Source organism: Mesorhizobium sp. B2-5-3 (assembly GCF_006441005.1).
Lineage (GTDB): Bacteria > Pseudomonadota > Alphaproteobacteria > Rhizobiales > Rhizobiaceae > Mesorhizobium.
In genome coordinates this window covers 56,084-72,144 of the sequence record NZ_VFUS01000011.1, presented here as the reverse complement: position 1 = coordinate 72,144, position 16,061 = coordinate 56,084, and the positions used below count along the sequence as shown (strand labels likewise).

The 16,061-nt window shown below is 64.0% G+C and carries 14 protein-coding genes; 7 read left to right on the top strand and 7 right to left on the bottom strand.

Features of this window, described 5'->3' with window-relative positions:
• Window positions 1-26: 26 nt before the first annotated feature.
• From FJ867_RS23040 to tpiA, 4 genes are all read right to left on the bottom strand, one after another.
• Window positions 27-1,664: a CTP synthase gene (locus tag FJ867_RS23040; protein WP_140525222.1), complete on the bottom strand. Its 1,638-nt coding sequence runs from the start codon at window positions 1,662-1,664 to the stop codon at window positions 27-29.
• 212 nt (window positions 1,665-1,876) lie between these two features.
• Complete coding sequence (locus tag FJ867_RS23035) at window positions 1,877-3,001, bottom strand: L,D-transpeptidase (protein WP_140560957.1); 1,125 nt, start codon at window positions 2,999-3,001, stop codon at window positions 1,877-1,879.
• Window positions 3,002-3,331: 330 nt separating this feature from the next.
• Window positions 3,332-3,808, bottom strand: coding sequence for a preprotein translocase subunit SecG (gene secG, locus FJ867_RS23030; RefSeq protein ID WP_140525224.1), 477 nt, complete (start codon window positions 3,806-3,808; stop codon window positions 3,332-3,334).
• A gap of 171 nt (window positions 3,809-3,979) precedes the next feature.
• The gene (gene tpiA / locus FJ867_RS23025) at window positions 3,980-4,747 is read right to left on the bottom strand and encodes a triose-phosphate isomerase (RefSeq protein ID WP_140557173.1); all 768 of its coding nucleotides are present in this window, start codon (window positions 4,745-4,747) and stop codon (window positions 3,980-3,982) included.
• A 143-nt stretch (window positions 4,748-4,890) separates the two neighbouring features.
• Between tpiA and FJ867_RS23020 the strand changes: the two genes are divergently transcribed.
• The 5 genes from FJ867_RS23020 to glp are packed head-to-tail and all read left to right on the top strand — an operon-like array spanning window position 4,891 to window position 10,315.
• Window positions 4,891-6,783 (top strand): SurA N-terminal domain-containing protein, encoded by a 1,893-nt coding sequence (locus FJ867_RS23020; protein WP_140557172.1) that lies wholly within the window; start codon window positions 4,891-4,893, stop codon window positions 6,781-6,783.
• On the top strand, window positions 6,780-7,790 hold the full coding sequence (trpD, locus tag FJ867_RS23015; RefSeq protein ID WP_140515367.1) for an anthranilate phosphoribosyltransferase: 1,011 nt from the start codon (window positions 6,780-6,782) through the stop codon (window positions 7,788-7,790). Before FJ867_RS23020 ends, trpD begins: the two co-directional genes overlap by 4 nt.
• A gap of 4 nt (window positions 7,791-7,794) precedes the next feature.
• The gene (gene trpC, locus FJ867_RS23010; protein WP_140515366.1) at window positions 7,795-8,607 is read left to right on the top strand and encodes an indole-3-glycerol phosphate synthase TrpC; all 813 of its coding nucleotides are present in this window, start codon (window positions 7,795-7,797) and stop codon (window positions 8,605-8,607) included.
• A gap of 2 nt (window positions 8,608-8,609) precedes the next feature.
• Entirely contained in the window at window positions 8,610-9,110 is a 501-nt protein-coding gene (gene moaC / locus FJ867_RS23005; protein WP_140498660.1) for a cyclic pyranopterin monophosphate synthase MoaC, read from the top strand.
• Window positions 9,110-10,315 (top strand): gephyrin-like molybdotransferase Glp, encoded by a 1,206-nt coding sequence (gene glp, locus FJ867_RS23000; RefSeq protein ID WP_140498662.1) that lies wholly within the window; start codon window positions 9,110-9,112, stop codon window positions 10,313-10,315. Before moaC ends, glp begins: the two co-directional genes overlap by 1 nt.
• A gap of 15 nt (window positions 10,316-10,330) precedes the next feature.
• Here the strand turns inward: glp and FJ867_RS22995 are convergent, their stop codons facing one another.
• Window positions 10,331-11,161 carry an alpha/beta hydrolase gene (locus FJ867_RS22995; protein WP_140498664.1) on the bottom strand — a complete coding sequence of 277 codons (831 nt, stop codon included), beginning with the start codon at window positions 11,159-11,161 and terminating at the stop codon, window positions 10,331-10,333.
• A 167-nt stretch (window positions 11,162-11,328) separates the two neighbouring features.
• Here FJ867_RS22995 and FJ867_RS22990 point away from each other — a divergent pair, with 167 nt between their 5' ends.
• Complete coding sequence (locus FJ867_RS22990) at window positions 11,329-12,954, top strand: AMP-binding protein (RefSeq protein ID WP_140818706.1); 1,626 nt, start codon at window positions 11,329-11,331, stop codon at window positions 12,952-12,954.
• The gene (gene kynA, locus FJ867_RS22985; RefSeq protein ID WP_140498668.1) at window positions 12,951-13,787 is read left to right on the top strand and encodes a tryptophan 2,3-dioxygenase; all 837 of its coding nucleotides are present in this window, start codon (window positions 12,951-12,953) and stop codon (window positions 13,785-13,787) included. The genes FJ867_RS22990 and kynA overlap by 4 nt, the downstream gene beginning before the upstream one ends.
• Window positions 13,788-13,850: 63 nt before the next feature.
• Here kynA and kynU read toward each other — a convergent pair whose 3' ends face one another.
• Together kynU and FJ867_RS22975 are read right to left on the bottom strand one after the other, a co-directional pair.
• Window positions 13,851-15,098, bottom strand: coding sequence for a kynureninase (kynU, locus tag FJ867_RS22980; RefSeq protein WP_140498670.1), 1,248 nt, complete (start codon window positions 15,096-15,098; stop codon window positions 13,851-13,853).
• A complete protein-coding gene (locus FJ867_RS22975) occupies window positions 15,095-15,772 on the bottom strand; it encodes a TetR/AcrR family transcriptional regulator C-terminal domain-containing protein (RefSeq protein ID WP_181168419.1) in 678 nt (225 codons plus the stop codon). Before FJ867_RS22975 ends, kynU begins: the two co-directional genes overlap by 4 nt.
• Between the last annotated feature and the right edge of the window lie 289 nt (window positions 15,773-16,061).

The following is a 16,061-nucleotide window of genomic DNA, read 5'->3' as shown; positions in this document are numbered from 1 at the left end:
CGGTTGCCGAACCCCGCCTGGCGCGCCTATACCAGGCGCGATTGTTCGACCGCCGCCTCGATGAAGCTGGCGAACAGCGGATGCGGGTCGAGCGGCCGGCTCTTCAGCTCGGGGTGGTATTGCACGCCGATGAACCAGGGATGGTCGGGGTATTCGACCGTTTCGGGCAGCACGCCGTCGGGCGACATGCCGGCAAACACCAGGCCGCAATCCTCCAGCCGCTGCTTATAGTCGATATTGACCTCGTAGCGGTGGCGGTGACGCTCGGAGATCTGCGTGTCACCATAGATGTCGGCGATCTTGGAACCCTTGGCGAGCTCGGCCTGATAGGCGCCGAGCCGCATCGTGCCGCCGAGATCGCCGGTTGCCCGGCGCTTCTCCAGCATGTTGCCCTTCAGCCACTCCGTCATCAGGCCGACGACCGGCTCCTGGGTCGGGCCGAACTCGGTCGAGGAGGCCTCATCGACTCCGGCCAGGGACCGCGCCGCCTCGATACAGGCCATCTGCATGCCGAAGCAGATGCCGAAATACGGCACCTTGCGCTCACGCGCGAACTTCGCCGCCAGGATCTTGCCTTCCGAGCCGCGCTCGCCGAAACCGCCGGGCACAAGGATGCCATGCACCTTTTCCAGCCAGGGCGTCGGATCCTCCTTCTCAAAGATTTCCGATTCGATCCAGTCGAGCTTGACCTTGACGTGGTTGGCCAGACCGCCATGCGACAGCGCCTCGATCAGCGATTTGTAGGCGTCCTTGAGGCCGGTATATTTGCCGACGATGGCGATGGTCACCTCGCCTTCCGGATTGTGGATGCGGTTGGACACGGCCTGCCACGGCTCCATGCGCGGCTTCGGCGCGGGGTCGATGCCGAACGCGGCCAGCACTTCCGAATCGAGCCCTTCCTTGTGGTAAGCCATCGGCACGTCGTAGATGTGCGGCACGTCGAGCGCCTGGATGACCGCGCTCTCCCTGACATTGCAGAACAGCGACAGTTTTCTACGCTCTTCCTTGGGAATGGCCCGGTCGGCGCGGACGAGCAGGATGTCGGGCGCGATGCCGATACCGCGCAGCTCCTTGACCGAATGCTGGGTCGGCTTGGTCTTCAATTCGCCCGCGGTCGGGATATAGGGCATCAGCGTCAGATGCACATAGACGGCGTTGTTGCGCGGCAGGTCGTTGCCGAGCTGGCGGATCGCCTCCAGGAAAGGCATCGCCTCGATGTCGCCCACGGTGCCGCCGATTTCGCACAGCACGAAATCATAGTCGTCATTGCCGTCGAGGACGAAATTCTTGATCTCGTCGGTGACGTGCGGGATGACCTGCACGGTGGCGCCGAGGTAGTCGCCGCGCCGCTCGCGCTCGATGATGTTCTTGTAGATGCGGCCGGTGGTGATGTTGTCCTGCTGGTTGGCGGAACGGCCAGTGAACCGCTCGTAATGGCCAAGATCGAGATCGGTCTCGGCGCCGTCATCGGTGACGAACACCTCGCCATGCTGATACGGCGACATCGTGCCCGGATCGACATTGAGGTAGGGATCGAGTTTTTTGATGCGTGCGCGATAGCCCCGCGCCTGCAAGAGAGCCCCTAGGGCCGCTGCGGCAATGCCTTTTCCAAGTGAGGAAACCACGCCGCCTGTGATGAATACATATCGCGCCATGGGAGTCATCGCTTAACGCGGCCGGATTGATTCCGCCAGAGAAAAAACCGCCGCTAAGGCTTTTTCCCAAGAAGGCGCTCGAACCGTGATCCGAAAATGGGATCCGGTTTTCGGATAGGCCCATGTCGAACGGGCTGGCCCGTTCCACTGGAACGCGACCAAGAGCGAGGCAAAACAAAAGGGCCGGCTGAACCGGCCCTTTTGGCAAGCTGCTGCAAACGTCAGATGATGACGACCTTGGTGCCGACCTTGACGCGGCTGTAGAGGTCCATGACGTGCTCGTTCATCATGCGGAAACAGCCATTGGAAGCGCTGGTTCCGATCGACTGCGGCGCGATGGTGCCGTGGATGCGCAAATGCGTGTCCTTCTTGCCGTCATAGAGGTAGATGGCGCGGGCGCCGAGCGGATTCTGGCCGCCGCCGGGCATGCCGTCCTTGTACTGGGCATAATGCTTGGGCTCGCGCTTCTGCATGTCCAGCGTCGGGATCCAGCGTGGCCACTCCTGCTTGTCGCCGACCGCCACGGTGCCCTTGAACTGCAATCCTTCGCGGCCGACCGCGATGGCGTAGCGGCGGGCGGTGGACGATGATTCCACCAGATAGAGCCGGCGGGCACTGGTATCGATGACGATCGTGCCGGCCTCGTAACCGGTGAATTCCACGTCCTGTGGCACGAACTCCGGCTTTACCTTGAACGGCTTCTTGGCGTTTTTCCTGGCGAGCGCCGAATCCAGCGCACGGGTCTCAGGCAGATAGTTGATCGAGGACGATGCCATCTGGCCGCCAAACAGTCCGGCGAACAGGCCGCCGCCGGTGCGCTGCTTCTGGCCAGGCAGCTCGCTGCGCAATTCGCCATTATTGCCGGTCAGCGCAACGTTCATCACCTCGGCCGATTCCGGTTCGGCCGAAGGAATCGGCTCGATCGGCGTCAACGGCTCGATGATCTTCGTGACATTCTTGGCCGGCTTGGCCGCGGCCACTTCGGTCGCCGGGGCAGTCTTGCCTCTCTTGGCCAGGAACGCCTGCCGTTCCGCCTCGGCCTTCGCTTTCGCCGCTTCGCGCATCGCCATCTTCCTGGCTTCCAGCGCCTTGGCCTTGGCGGCTTCCTTGTCGGCAACGATCTTGGCCTCGATCTTTTTGATCTGGGCGAGATCGTCCGGTGTCGGATTTTTCTTCTTCTTGAGAAGCCTCAACTGCGCCGCATCGCTCTTGGCTGCGACGTTGATGGCGTCGGTCTTGCCGACCGACTGATTGGCGGCCAAATTGGCTGGCACGCCGGCGAAAGCCGGGGAGCTCATGCCGAGTGCGGCGCAAAGTCCCAGGAAGATGAAGCTGCGAAGCTGCATGGCGAAGATCCGATCGTTCAATATTTGTTGCCCACGGCGTCGCCCGGCGTCCCCCAAGGACACCGAAAATGCCGCGCGCAATCTATAGTCGAATAAGCGCGGGCGCCTCAAGCGCGAGGCCGCTGCACTTCCCGTCGAATCTTCGTGATGCCGCCGCATTTGCCGCGACTGTGGTCAAACGACAACAGATCGGCTGAGTGTAAGAGATCAGAGCGGGCCGAGGGCCCGGCAGCGAGAGCCGGAACCGAGCGCAGTTCGGTTGTAACGACGCAGAATGCCGGCGTTCGCACGCCGGCGCTCCCTGTCAGATAGCCCTTGAACGAACCCGGATTACTGGTTCGGCACCTGCGGGGCCGCGGGCGCGGTGCTGGCGCCGTTGGTCGCCGGCGACGTCGAGCCGGCGGCGGGCGGCGCGGCCGGAGCGTTGGCCGGGGGCGTTGTCGCGGCTCCGTTGCCGGAAGGCGGCGTCGGCGCCGCGTTGCCTGAAGGCGGCGTCGGGGTGGTCGTGCCAGGCAATTGGTTGAGTACGCCCTTGCCGGCGCCGTCCGATGTTGCGGGAACGCGGTCGAGAATGTCGATCGGCTTCTCGCCGTAGCGGGCAATGATCGACAAGGTCAGCGACGTCACGAAGAAAGCGGCCGCCAGAATCGCCGTCGCCCGAGTCAGCGCATTGGCGGCGCCGCGCGCCGTCATGAAGCCAGATCCGCCACCAATGCCAAGGCCGCCGCCTTCGGAGCGCTGCAGCAGCACAACGCCGACAAGGGCCAGAACGACCATGAGATGGATGACGATCAGTACGGTTTGCATAGTTTATCCTGGCAATGCCCTGCCCGGCCGCGGACACGACCGGGGAATTGGAGGCGGCTCAATACAATGCTTTCACGGCATTTCCAAGCCCGTGGCCGGAATATGGGAAGCAAGGCGTCCTTTACAACGATTTCCCGTGCGCCGCGCCCGCTTCGGCGCCGCGCGAAGTCATCAGGAGATGCTGCGATAGGCGTCCGCGATGCCCAGGAAGTCGGCCGCTTTCAGGCTGGCCCCGCCAACCAGCGCGCCGTCGACATTCCTGACCCCAAGCAGTTCCACTGCATTGGACGGCTTGACCGAACCGCCATAGAGAATGCGCATCTTGCCCGCGGCGGTGCCGAGTTTCTCCGACAGTTTTTCGCGAATATGCGCATGCGCCTCGGCTACATCGGCGACGGTCGGCGTCAGGCCGGTGCCGATCGCCCACACCGGCTCATAGGCAATGATCGTGTTGGACGCGGTAGCGCTTGCCGGCACCGAACCGGCAACCTGGCGTGACAACACGTCCAGCGTCGCGCCCGCTTCGCGCTCCTGCCGCGTCTCGCCGATGCAGACAATGGCCACAAGCCCGGCGCGCCAGGCTGCGGAGGCCTTTGCCTGAACTGTGGCATCATCCTCGCCGCGCTGTTCGCGGCATTCGGAATGGCCGACGATGACGTGGGTCGCGCCCGCATCCTTCAGCATCTCCGCGGAGATGCACCCGGTGTAGGCGCCGCTCTCCTTGGCGTGGCAATCCTCACCGCCGGCATGAACCGGCGTACGCGACAGAATCTCGGCGGCATGGGCGAGCAAGGTCGCGGGAACGCAGACCAGCGCCTCGGTGTCTGCGTCGAGCCCGCTCATGAAACCGTTGCCGATCATCCTGAGTTCGTTGAGCGAGGCGCTGGTACCGTTCATTTTCCAGTTGCCTGCGACGAGCGGGCGAATTCCTGGCGTCATCGTTTGCTTCTCCGGGTGACATTCGGCTGGCGTTCTCACTACCAAAATCAAGCCACAAAGCAATCGACAGTGGACCGGAAGGGCGCTATTGCGCTTGTTTCAGACTCGGCGCATCCGAAAATGCGCATAAATCGGAAGTAACGATGCTTGGTATATTGAGAAGCGCGGCGGGCACCTGGGTCGCGAAGTTACTGCTTTCGCTGCTGGTGGTCAGTTTTGCGGTCTGGGGCGTATCGGGACGGCTGATGGGTGGCCTTGCCGGCCACGACTCCGTCATCACGGCCGGCGGCACCAAGGTGTCGATCAACGAATACCGCCTCGCCTATGACCGCCAGCTCGCCGTCATGTCGCAGCAGTTCGGTCAGCGCCTCACCCACGAACAGGCAAAGGCGCTCGGCGTCGACAACCAGGTGTTGGCGCAGCTTGTTTCGGGCGCGGTCCTCGACGAACAGGCTCGCAAGCTCGGCCTTGGCCTGTCCAAGGACCGGCTGGCGGAACTCACCCGCGAGGATCCGGCGTTCAAGGGCCCCGGCGGACAGTTCGACCGGAGAGCCTTCGAATACAGGCTGCGTGAGGTCGGCATGCGCCCGGAGGATTATTTGAAGAATCGTGCCCAGGTCGCGGTGCGCCAGCAGATCGTCGAGGCGGTTTCGGACGGCCTCAAGGCGCCTGACACCTTCTTCAAGGCGGTGGCCCTGTACCGTGGCGAGGATCGTACGGTCGACTATCTGGCCTTGCCGAAGGCGCTGGTCGAACCCATCGAGGCGCCGAGCGACAGCGCGCTGCAGGCCTATTTCGAGGTCAACAAGAAGACCTATGCCGCGCCCGAATACCGCAAGTTTTCCTATGTCAGGCTCGAGCCGCAGGACATCATGGATACAAGCTCGGTGACCGACGCCCAGGTCAGCGACGACTACAACAAGAACAAGGCGCGCTACACCACTCCCGAGATGCGCACCATAGAGCAGCTTGTGTTCAAGACGCCGGACGAGGCCAAGGCCGCGCTCGATTCGTTGAAGTCCGGCGCAACCTTCGACAAGCTCGTCACTGCGGAAGGCAAGACCCCGGCCGACACGCTGCTCGGAACGCTCGCCAAGGACAAGATCGCCGACAAGGCGGTCGCCGACGCTGCTTTTGCGCTCAACGTCAATGAGGTCAGCCCTGTCGTGCAGGGTGCCTTTGGTCCCGTGCTGCTGCGCGTCACCGAGATCAAGCCCGAAGTCGTGAAGCCGCTGGCCGAAGTGTCGGACCAGATCCGCAAGGACCTGGCGCTGGGCGAGGCAAACCGCATCCTTCTGGACGTGCATGATAATTACGAGGACAGTCGCGCCGCCGGCAGTTCGCTGGCCGACGCCGCCGCCAAGCTGAAGCTGAAGGTCGTCACTGTCGACGCGATCGATCGCAGTGGCCTGCGGCCCGATGGCTCCATCGTCAAGGATCTGCCGGAATCGCCGGCCCTGATCAAGGCTGCCTTCGATGCCGAACCGAATACTGAAAACGAGGCGCTGACCACGGCCGATAACGGCTTCATTTTCTATGAAGTGGCTTCGATCACGCCGGCCCGCGACCGCACGCTGGACGAAGTTCGCCAGAAGGTCGTTGCCGACTGGACCGCGGCCGAGACGGCCAAGCGGCTGACCGCCAAGGCGCAGGAGCTGGAAAAGCGGCTCAAGGCCGGCGCAACGCTCGACGTCATTGCCGGCGAGCTCAAGCTGGAAAAGCAGACCAAGCGTGGCCTGAAGCGCGAAGCCGACGACGCCGATTTCGGCAAGGAAGGTGCAGCGGTGATGTTCGGCGTCGGCGAAGGCGGCACCGGCCTGATCCCCTCTCCCACCAGCGACGCGCAAATCCTGTTCAAGGTCGCCGAGGTGTTCGAACCCGCCGGGGCCGATGCCAGTTCGGTGCCCGAGGACGCGCGCAAGTCCTTCACCGCCGGCATGTCGGACGATCTGCTCGACCAGTTGGTGGCGCAGTTGCAGACGCAGTACGGCGTCCGCGTCGACCAGGCTGCCGTTGCCCAAGCCTCGACAAGATGAGCGCGCTGAAAACCCATATCGCCAAGGTCGCGACCGGCACCGCCCTGTCCTTCGACGAGGCGCGCGAGGCCTTCGACATCATCATGTCGGGCGATGCTACGCCCGGCCAGATCGGCGGCTTCCTGATGGCGTTGCGTGTGCGCGGCGAGACGGTGGACGAGATTTCGGGCGCCGTCGCCACCATGCGCGCCAAGATGCTTCGCGTCGACGCACCTGTCGGCGCCATCGACATCGTTGGCACCGGCGGCGACAATTCGCACTCCGTCAACATCTCGACGGCATCCGCTTTCGTCATCGCCGCCAGCGGGGTTCCGGTCGCCAAGCATGGCAATCGCGGGTTGTCTTCGCTGACCGGTGCGGCCGACGTCCTGACCGCGCTCGGCGTCAAGATCGACCTCACGCCGCAGGCCATCGGCCGCTGCATCCACGAGGCTGGTGTCGGCTTCATGTTCGCGCCGGCACATCACCCGGCGATGAAGCATGTCGGCCCGACCCGCGTGGAGCTCGGCACCAGGACCATCTTCAACTTGCTCGGTCCGCTCTCCAACCCGGCCGACGTGCGCCGGCAGATGGTCGGCGTATTCATGCCGGAATGGATCATACCGGTGGCCCAGACGCTGAAGGCGCTGGGCACCGAGCATGCCTGGGTCGTTCATGGTGATGGCTACGACGAGATCACCACCACGGGTGAAACGCATGTCGCCGAACTGATCGGCGGCGAGATCCGCACCTTCACCTTGACGCCCGAAGCGGTTGGCCTGACCCGTCACACCAAGGAAGAACTGCGCGGCGGCGACGCTGCCTACAACGCCGAGGCGTTGCGCGCTATGCTGGGTGGCGCCGTGGGCGCTTTTCGCGACACCGTGCTGATGAACGCCGGCGGCGGCTTGGTGGTGGCGGGCAAGGCGACGACGCTCGCCGACGGCATGGCGACGGCAGTGCAAGCCATCGACAGCGGCCGGGCGCTGCAGGTGCTCGACCGGCTGGTCGAGATTTCGAACGGTTAGACAGATGTCGGACATCCTGCGCAAGATCGAGGCCTACAAGCGCGACGAGATCGCGACGGCCAAGGCGCGCGTGCCGCTGGCCGAGATCAAGGCGCGGGCGAAAGACACTGACGCGCCGCGCGGCTTTCTCACGGCGCTTGAGGCGAAGCGCAGATCCGGCGGCTTCGCTCTGATTGCCGAGATCAAGAAGGCAAGCCCGTCCAAGGGCTTGATCCGCGCCGACTTCGATCCGCCAGCGCTCGCGCGGGCCTATGCAAAGGGCGGCGCCGCCTGTCTTTCGGTGCTGACCGACGCACCGTCTTTCCAGGGCGCGCCGGAATTTCTCACCAAGGCAAGAGCCGCCGTCACCCTGCCCGCGCTGCGCAAGGATTTTCTGTTCGATCCTTATCAGGTCCATGAAGCTCGCGCCTGGGGGGCGGACGCCATCCTGATCATCATGGCCAGCGTAGATGATGATTTGGCGAGCGAGCTTGAAGCGACGGCATTCGAACTCGGCATGGATGCGCTGATCGAGGTCCACGACGAGGCCGAGACGGAGCGCGCACTGAAGCTGTCGTCGCAATTAATCGGCATCAACAACCGTAATCTGCGGACATTCGAGACCCGTCTCGAAACCTCGGAACGACTGCGGGCGATGATTCCGGGCGGTTACTTGCTGGTCAGCGAAAGCGGCATCTTCTCTCATGACGACTGCCTCAGATTGCAGAAGAGCGACATCGGCACCTTCCTGGTCGGCGAAAGTTTGATGCGCCAGCAGGATGTGACCGCGGCAACGCGCGCGCTGCTCACCGGCAAGGCAGCGGCCGAGGCCGTCTGACGATGACGGCCGCCCTCACCCATCTCGGCCCGCAGGGCCAGGCCAACATGGTCGATGTCGGCGGCAAGGACGAAACGACGCGCACCGCTGTCGCCGAGGGTTTCGTCTCGATGCGGCCCGAGACGCTGAAGATGATCCTGGCCGGCAATGCCAAGAAAGGCGATGTGCTGGGCACCGCGCGCATAGCCGGCATCATGGCAGCGAAGAAGACGCATGAGCTGATCCCGCTCTGCCATCCGCTGCTCTTGACCAAGGTCTCCGTCGACATTGAGCCCGATCCTGCCCTGCCCGGACTGAAGATCGTTGCGCTGGCGCGCGTCACCGGCAAGACCGGCGTCGAGATGGAAGCGCTCACCGCGGCTTCGGTTGCCTGCCTGACCATTTACGACATGGCCAAGGCGGTCGACCGTGCCATGGTCATCACCGGCATCCGGTTGGTCGAAAAGACCGGCGGCAAGTCGGGCGACTACAAAGCCGCTGGCGAAGATGGGGCGGTCGCCTGATGGCGCTGCTTCCGGTCGCAGCAGCGCTCGAACGCCTGCTGGAGGGTGCTGCGCCGCTTGCGAGCGAAAGCGTTTCGCTCCTCGAGGCCGTGGATCGCGTTCTCGCGGAACCGGTGGTGGCGTTGCGCACCCAACCGCCCTTCAACGCCTCTGCCATGGACGGATACGCGGTCCGCGCTGTCGATGTCGCGTCCGTGCCGTCCCGGCTTTCGGTGATGGGCGTGGCGGCGGCCGGGCGCGGCTTTGACGGCGCCGTCGGCAAGGCGCAGGCCGTGCGCATCTTCACCGGTGCTCCGCTGCCGCAAGGCGCAGACACCATCGTCATCCAGGAAAACGTTCGTGACCTCGGCGGCGGCAGCATCGAGGTGGTCGAACCGACGGCCGAGGGGCGCAACATCCGCCGCTTCGGGCTCGATTTCTCCGAGGGCGACATCCTGCTGGAAAAAGGCCGCGTGCTCGATCCGGCAGCACTGTCGCTTGTCGCCTCGGCCAACCATCCCCGGGTGGGCGTCGTAAAGCGGCCGCTGGTTGCCATCATCGCCACCGGCGACGAGCTGCTGCCGCCCGGCAGCGAACTCGGCCCCGACCAGATCATTTCGTCAAACGCCTATGGCGTCGCCGCCGCCGCGCAATCGGTCGGCGCGCATGCGCTTGATCTCGGCATTGCCGCTGATCGCGAGGAAGCCATCGCGGCGCTGGTCAGGAAAGCGGTCGCGGCCGGCGCTGATGTCGTCGTCACGCTTGGCGGCGCCTCGGTCGGCGACCACGATCTGATCCATGACGTGCTGACCGGCGAAGGCATGACGCTCGGTTTCTGGAAGATCGCCATGCGTCCCGGCAAGCCGCTGATGTTCGGCCGCCTCGGCGACATCAGGTGCATCGGCCTGCCCGGCAATCCGGTGGCGAGCCTCGTCTGCTCGCAACTGTTCCTGAAACCGCTCCTGGCACGCCTCGGCGGCCGCGATTTCCGGCAAGATATTCGTCAGGCAAGGCTGGGCGCCGCCATGCAGGCCAATGATCTGCGCCAGGACTATGTGCGGGCGGTGGTCAGGCAAGAGGCCGGCATGCTGGTGGCAACCCCTTTCAGCATCCAGGATTCCTCGATGCTGAGGATACTGGCCGACGCCAACGGACTGATCGTGCGCGAACCGTCTGCGTCCGCCGCGGCTGTAGGAAATGCCTGCAGCGTTATAATGCTGAGGTGAAGTTTCGCCGTTTTTCTACTCCGCAAGCAAAGTTCGTGTCAGCGGATGGACCGGATCAGCCAGGCCTTCGACAATGTCGTAATGATGTCGGTCCGGCTCGACCACCGCGCTCGTGACGGCACCAAGCCCTGTCCAGATATTGGCCAGCAAGGCGTTCTGGCGCAAGAACTCGGACCGCTCGCCGCCTCCGGCCCAGCACGTGACGCGAGCGCCATCCATGGGCCGCAGCAGCGCCGGGCTTTCCGTCAGCGCCTCGGCTTCATCGATTTTCAGCGCCGCGTTCATGCCGGTGCGCATAAGCGGACGCAGGTCATGCAGGCCCGAAATCGAAACGACGTGGCGTACGCGCCTTGCCACGCCGGCCGCCAGGGGCGTTGATGTCGCCGCCATGCGGCTGGCGAGATGGCCGCCGGCCGAATGCCCGGTCAGCATAAGCGGTCCCCCGACCATCGCCGCCGCCTTGCCGATCGCCGCGCCGATCTCGTGGGAGATGCCGGCGATGCGTATGGCGGGGCAGAGCGTATAGGACGGCATCGCCACGGCAAAGCCGCTGTCAACCGAGCCCTTGGCGAGATGCGACCAGCTATCCTTGTCGGACTCCAGCCAGTAGCCGCCATGGATGAACACGACGAGCCCCTTGGGTGCCCCGGCGGGAAGGAAGAGATCGAGCCGGTTGCGCGGCCTGTCGCCATAGGCGATGTCGAGCTGAGCCCTGCCCTTTGCCGCAAGCGCATCGCGAAATGCCTGCGCCGGTTCGACCCATGCAGCTGGCCAGCGATCGCTGCCGGCGATGTTGGCGCCGTTGGCGTAGGCATTGTCCCAATCGGCAATGCGATGTTCGAGCATCGGCACCCTCCCCCGGACGGCATCGTTTCAGCCGATAGCAATGGCGATCGACAGCGGCAACGTCAATGCTCCGGGGGCAAAACATTTTAGGCTTGAAACAAATTTCGACTGGTGCGATCCTGTGCCTTGTTCAGCGATGGGCGTGAGGCAGACAGGGGCAGCCGAAAATGCTTGGGCCATCAGCGCATATCGACACGTTCACGCGCGATAACCTGCCGCCGCCGGATCAATGGCCGGACTTCCTGCTCGACGGCTTCGACTATCCCGAACGGCTCAATGCCGGCGTCGAACTGACCGACAGGCTGGTCGAGAAAGGGTTGGGCGACCACACCGCGCTGATCGGCAACGGCCGCCGCCGCACCTACAAGGAATTATCCGACTGGACGAACAGGCTGGCGCATGCGCTGGTCGAGAATTACGGCGTCAAGCCAGGCAACCGGGTGCTGATCCGCTCGGCCAACAACCCCGCAATGGTGGCCTGCTGGCTGGCCGCCGCCAAGGTCGGCGCCGTCGTGGTCAACACGATGCCGATGCTGCGCGCCGGCGAACTCGCCAAGATCGTCGACAAGGCCGAAATCACCACAGCGCTGTGCGACACCAGGCTGATGGACGAGATGACCGCCTGCGCCAAGGACAGCGCGTTCCTCAAGCAGGTCATCGGCTTCGACGGCACCGCCAACCACGACGCCGAACTCGATCGCGCCGCCCTCGACAAGCCCGTGACGTTTACCGCGGTGCAGACCGGGCGTGACGACGTCGCCCTGCTCGGCTTCACCTCAGGCACGACAGGCGTGCCGAAGGCGACGATGCATTTTCACCGCGACCTCCTGATCATCGCCGACGCCTACGCCCGCGAGATCCTGCAGGTGACGCCTGACGACATCTTCGTCGGCTCGCCGCCCCTGGCCTTCACCTTTGGCCTTGGCGGGCTCGCCATCTTCCCGCTGCGTTTCGGCGCCGCGGCGACGCTGCTGGAACAGGCAACGCCGCCCAACATGGTCCACATCATCGAAACCTACAAAGCGACGATCTCCTTCACCGCGCCCACCGCCTATCGCGCAATGCTCAAGGCCATGGACGAAGGGGCCGATTTATCGTCGCTGCGCGTCGCCGTTTCGGCCGGCGAGACCTTGCCCGCGCCGGTCTTCGAGGAATGGACTGAGAAAACCGGAAAGCCGATCCTTGACGGCATCGGCGCCACGGAAATGCTGCATATTTTCATCTCCAACCGCTTTGATGACATGAAGCCTGCCTCCACCGGCAAGGCCGTTGGCGGCTATCAGGCGCGCGTCGTCGACGACGAAATGCGCGAAGTGCCGCGCGGCACCGCGGGCAGGCTCGCGGTGCGGGGACCGACCGGCTGCCGCTACATGGCCGATGCCAGGCAGAGCGACTATGTCCGCGACGGGTGGAACCTCACCGGCGACACGTTCTGGCAGGACGAGGACGGTTTTTTCCACTTCGCAGCGCGCTCCGACGACATGATCGTCAGTGCCGGCTACAACATCGCCGGCCCAGAGGTCGAAGCGGCGCTGCTGGCGCATGCCGATGTCGCCGAATGCGCGGTGGTCGGCGCCGAGGATGCCGAGCGCGGCCAGATCGTCGAGGCTCATGTGGTGCTCGTGAAAGGCGTGGCGCCAGACGCAATGACCGTCAAGCGTCTGCAGGATCACGTCAAGGCCACGATCGCGCCCTACAAATATCCGCGCTCGGTAAAATTCATCGCCGCTTTGCCCAAGACGCAGACCGGCAAGATCCAGCGCTTCCGGCTGCGCGCGGAGAAGATCAATTGAGCAAGCCCTACGACCCGTCCGCCGAGGGCGCGGAAATGTCGTTCAAGGAGCGCATGTCCTACAGCGACTATCTGCATCTGGAAAAGGTGCTCGAGGCGCAGGAGCCGCTTTCGTCAGCCCATGACGAGATGCTGTTCATCATCCAGCACCAGACATCGGAACTCTGGATGAAGCTCGCGCTGCACGAAATCGGCGCCGCAATCCGCTCCATCCGCGCCGACCGTCTCGAACCGAGCTTCAAGATGCTTTCGCGCGTCGCCCGCATCTTCGAGCAGCTCAACAATGCCTGGGACGTGCTGCGCACGATGACGCCCAGCGAATACACCGAGTTCCGCGACGCGCTTGGCCAGTCCTCGGGCTTCCAGTCGTGGCAGTACCGTGCCATCGAGTTCATGGCCGGCAACCGCAATCTCGCAATGCTCGGACCGCACAAGCACCGGCCGGACCTCAGCGAGAAACTGGAGGCGATCCTGGCGCAACCGTCGCTCTACGACGAGGCGCTGCTGCTGCTCGCCCGTAACGGCTTCGACATCGGTGCCGACGCAAGGCGTACGGACTGGCGCGAAACGCGGACCGAGAACGAAGAGGTCCTTGTCGCCTGGCAGATCATCTACCGCGACCCGCAGCGCTACTGGATGTTCTACGAACTCGCCGAGAAGCTGGTCGATTTCGAGGATTATTTCCGCCGTTGGCGCTTCAACCACGTCACCACGGTCGAGCGCATCATCGGTATGAAGCGCGGCACCGGCGGCACATCGGGCGCGTCCTACCTGAAGAAGATGCTGGAGGTGGAGTTGTTCCCGGAGCTGTGGAAGGTCCGCACCCGGCTCTGACGTAGCTTTGCCGACTGCATATCGTTATCCCGAACCCACTGCGCTTTTCTGAGCGACAGGCTCTTAAGTCACCGCCGCCTTGACGGCGAAACGCGCCTCCTGCCACGCGTCCGTGCGCAAAATGTCTTCCAGCACCTCGACAGCCTGCCAGACATCGACATAGCCGACATAAAGCGGCGTAAAGCCGAAGCGAATCGTGGATGGCGCGCGGAAATCGCCGATCACGCCGCGCTCGATCAAGGCCCGCATCACCTGATAGCCATGCGGGTGGAGGAACGAAACCTGGCTGCCGCGCTCATTGCCATCGCGCGGGCTTTCGAGTTCGAGGCCGTAGGCGCCGCATTTTGCCTCGACCAGTTGGATGAACAGATCGGTCAACGCCATGCTCTTCCTGCGCACCTCTGCCATGTCGACGTCGTTCCAGACATCGAGCGCCCCTTTGAGCGCGCGCATCGACAGCACAGGCTGCGTGCCGCAGAGAAACCGGCGGATGCCTGTGCCGACAGCAAAACCCTGTTCGAAGGCGAATGGCCGCGCATGGCCCCACCAGCCGCTGAGCGGCTGGCGGACATCGCCATGGTGGCGCTCGGCCGCGTAGATGAAGGCCGGGGCACCCGGGCCGCCATTGAGATATTTGTAGGTGCAGCCAACGGCGAAATCGGCATTCGAACGGTCGAGCTCGACGGGCAAGGCGCCGGCGGTATGGCAGAGATCCCAGACAATCAGCGCGCCGGCATCATGTGCCGTCCGCGTCAGCGCGGCCACGTCGCGCAACTGCCCGGATTTGTAGTTGACGTGGTTGACCAGGATGACCGCGACCCGCTCGTCGATCAGTTCTTCTATGGTCGGCGCATCGACACCCTCGAGCCGCAGCACCGTGCCCGGCCGCGTCGAGGCAACGCCTTCGGCCATATAGAGATCGGTCGGAAAGCTGTCCCCCTCGGCGACGATGACTGACCTGTCCGGCCGCATCCCGAGTGCCGCATGCAGCACCTTGTAGATGTTGATCGAGGTGGTATCGCAGACCACCGTCTGGCCGGCGGCGGCCCCGATCAGGCGCCCGAGTTGGTCGCCGAGTTCGACCGGCATGTCGAACCAGCCGGCGGTGTTCCAGGCGCGGATGAGATCCTGCGCCCACTCCTGCGTGGCGGCCTTCTGCAGCTCGCCGAACACGGCGGGCGAAGCGGCGCCCAGCGAATTGCCGTCGAGATAGATCACCCCCTGGGGCAAGGTGAAGCGGTCACGCATGGCACGCAGCGGATCCGCGGTGTCCATTGCCTCGATCGCTGCGAGATCGGGAATTTTGCTCATGGTCGCGATGTTCCTCGGTGAGAAGAGCGCCCTGGAAACGGGCCGGCTGTTTTGCCGCCCGGGCAAGGGCTGGCCGCATAGACGCGCAAGAACAGGGTGAACGCCCGGTTCGATCTTTGCTCGATTTCCGCCCGAGGCAGTTCCTCGAGCACCCCAACGATCCGGCGAACCTGGAGATCGCCGATCAAAAGACTGATGTAGATGTCGGCGGCTTCGGCAGGATCGTCACAGGCGATCAGGCCGGCCCGACTTGCGGTTCGAAGCAGGTCGCCAACAAGCGGCATTATGGTATTGCGGCCGAATTGCGCGATCGATTGGCCAAGCGTGCCTGTATCGTTGACGTCGCCGGCCGCGGCGCGATTGAGCGCCACCGCCTTGTCGCCCGTCACGAGGGTCAGCAGGACTGGCCCGAGCAAGTTCAGGGTTTCGAGCGGATCGCGCGCCTGGTGAAGGGCGTCCTCCAGCAGCTTCCTTGCCTCTCCCGCATTGGCTTCGATCAAGGATCGAAACAGGGTCTGCTTGTTGCCGTACCAGTTGTAGAGGGTTTCGTTCGAGGCCGATGCCCGCTTGGCGATAGCAAGCAGGGAGGCGCTCTTGTAGCCGGTTTCCCGGAGCACCGCATAGGCGGCCTCCTCTATCCGTTCGCGTCGCGCGGCCTGCTTCGGCGTGATCATTGGTGTTCCTCTTCGAAAACCGTACATTATTATACGGTTTCGTCAAGCGAACGGGAAGCAAGGAGCGAGCGAACGCAGCCCATCGCGACCAGTGGTGGTGTCTGGCCGTTTTCCGGCGGAAGTTGGCATTTTGGTTTCGTTTCGTTCACGAGCCGCAGGGGTTTCTAATCCGCCCAAACGCACCCCGCACCTGCCGGTCACCCAGCTTGCAGGCTTGTGCCAAGAGTGGAGACCGGTCGGGCCACAGGCCATTAACCAAAATAGTTTCAAAGGGCCCGGGAGCGCATTG

Excerpts from the sequence above, each read along its gene's own strand:
- FJ867_RS22975 (WP_181168419.1), bottom strand. The coding sequence starts at position 15,772 with ATGATCACGCCGAAGCAGGCCGCGCGACGCGAACGGATAGAGGAGGCC.
- FJ867_RS22995 (WP_140498664.1), bottom strand. The coding sequence starts at position 11,161 with ATGCTCGAACATCGCATTGCCGATTGGGACAATGCCTACGCCAACGGC.
- kynU (WP_140498670.1), bottom strand. The coding sequence starts at position 15,098 with ATGAGCAAAATTCCCGATCTCGCAGCGATCGAGGCAATGGACACCGCG.
- FJ867_RS23035 (WP_140560957.1), bottom strand. The coding sequence starts at position 3,001 with ATGCAGCTTCGCAGCTTCATCTTCCTGGGACTTTGCGCCGCACTCGGC.
- trpD (WP_140515367.1), top strand. The coding sequence starts at position 6,780 with ATGAGCGCGCTGAAAACCCATATCGCCAAGGTCGCGACCGGCACCGCC.
- trpC (WP_140515366.1), top strand. The coding sequence starts at position 7,795 with ATGTCGGACATCCTGCGCAAGATCGAGGCCTACAAGCGCGACGAGATC.
- tpiA (WP_140557173.1), bottom strand. The coding sequence starts at position 4,747 with ATGACGCCAGGAATTCGCCCGCTCGTCGCAGGCAACTGGAAAATGAAC.
- secG (WP_140525224.1), bottom strand. The coding sequence starts at position 3,808 with ATGCAAACCGTACTGATCGTCATCCATCTCATGGTCGTTCTGGCCCTT.
- FJ867_RS23040 (WP_140525222.1), bottom strand. The coding sequence starts at position 1,664 with ATGACTCCCATGGCGCGATATGTATTCATCACAGGCGGCGTGGTTTCC.
- moaC (WP_140498660.1), top strand. The coding sequence starts at position 8,610 with ATGACGGCCGCCCTCACCCATCTCGGCCCGCAGGGCCAGGCCAACATG.
- glp (WP_140498662.1), top strand. The coding sequence starts at position 9,110 with ATGGCGCTGCTTCCGGTCGCAGCAGCGCTCGAACGCCTGCTGGAGGGT.
- FJ867_RS22990 (WP_140818706.1), top strand. The coding sequence starts at position 11,329 with ATGCTTGGGCCATCAGCGCATATCGACACGTTCACGCGCGATAACCTG.
- FJ867_RS23020 (WP_140557172.1), top strand. The coding sequence starts at position 4,891 with ATGCTTGGTATATTGAGAAGCGCGGCGGGCACCTGGGTCGCGAAGTTA.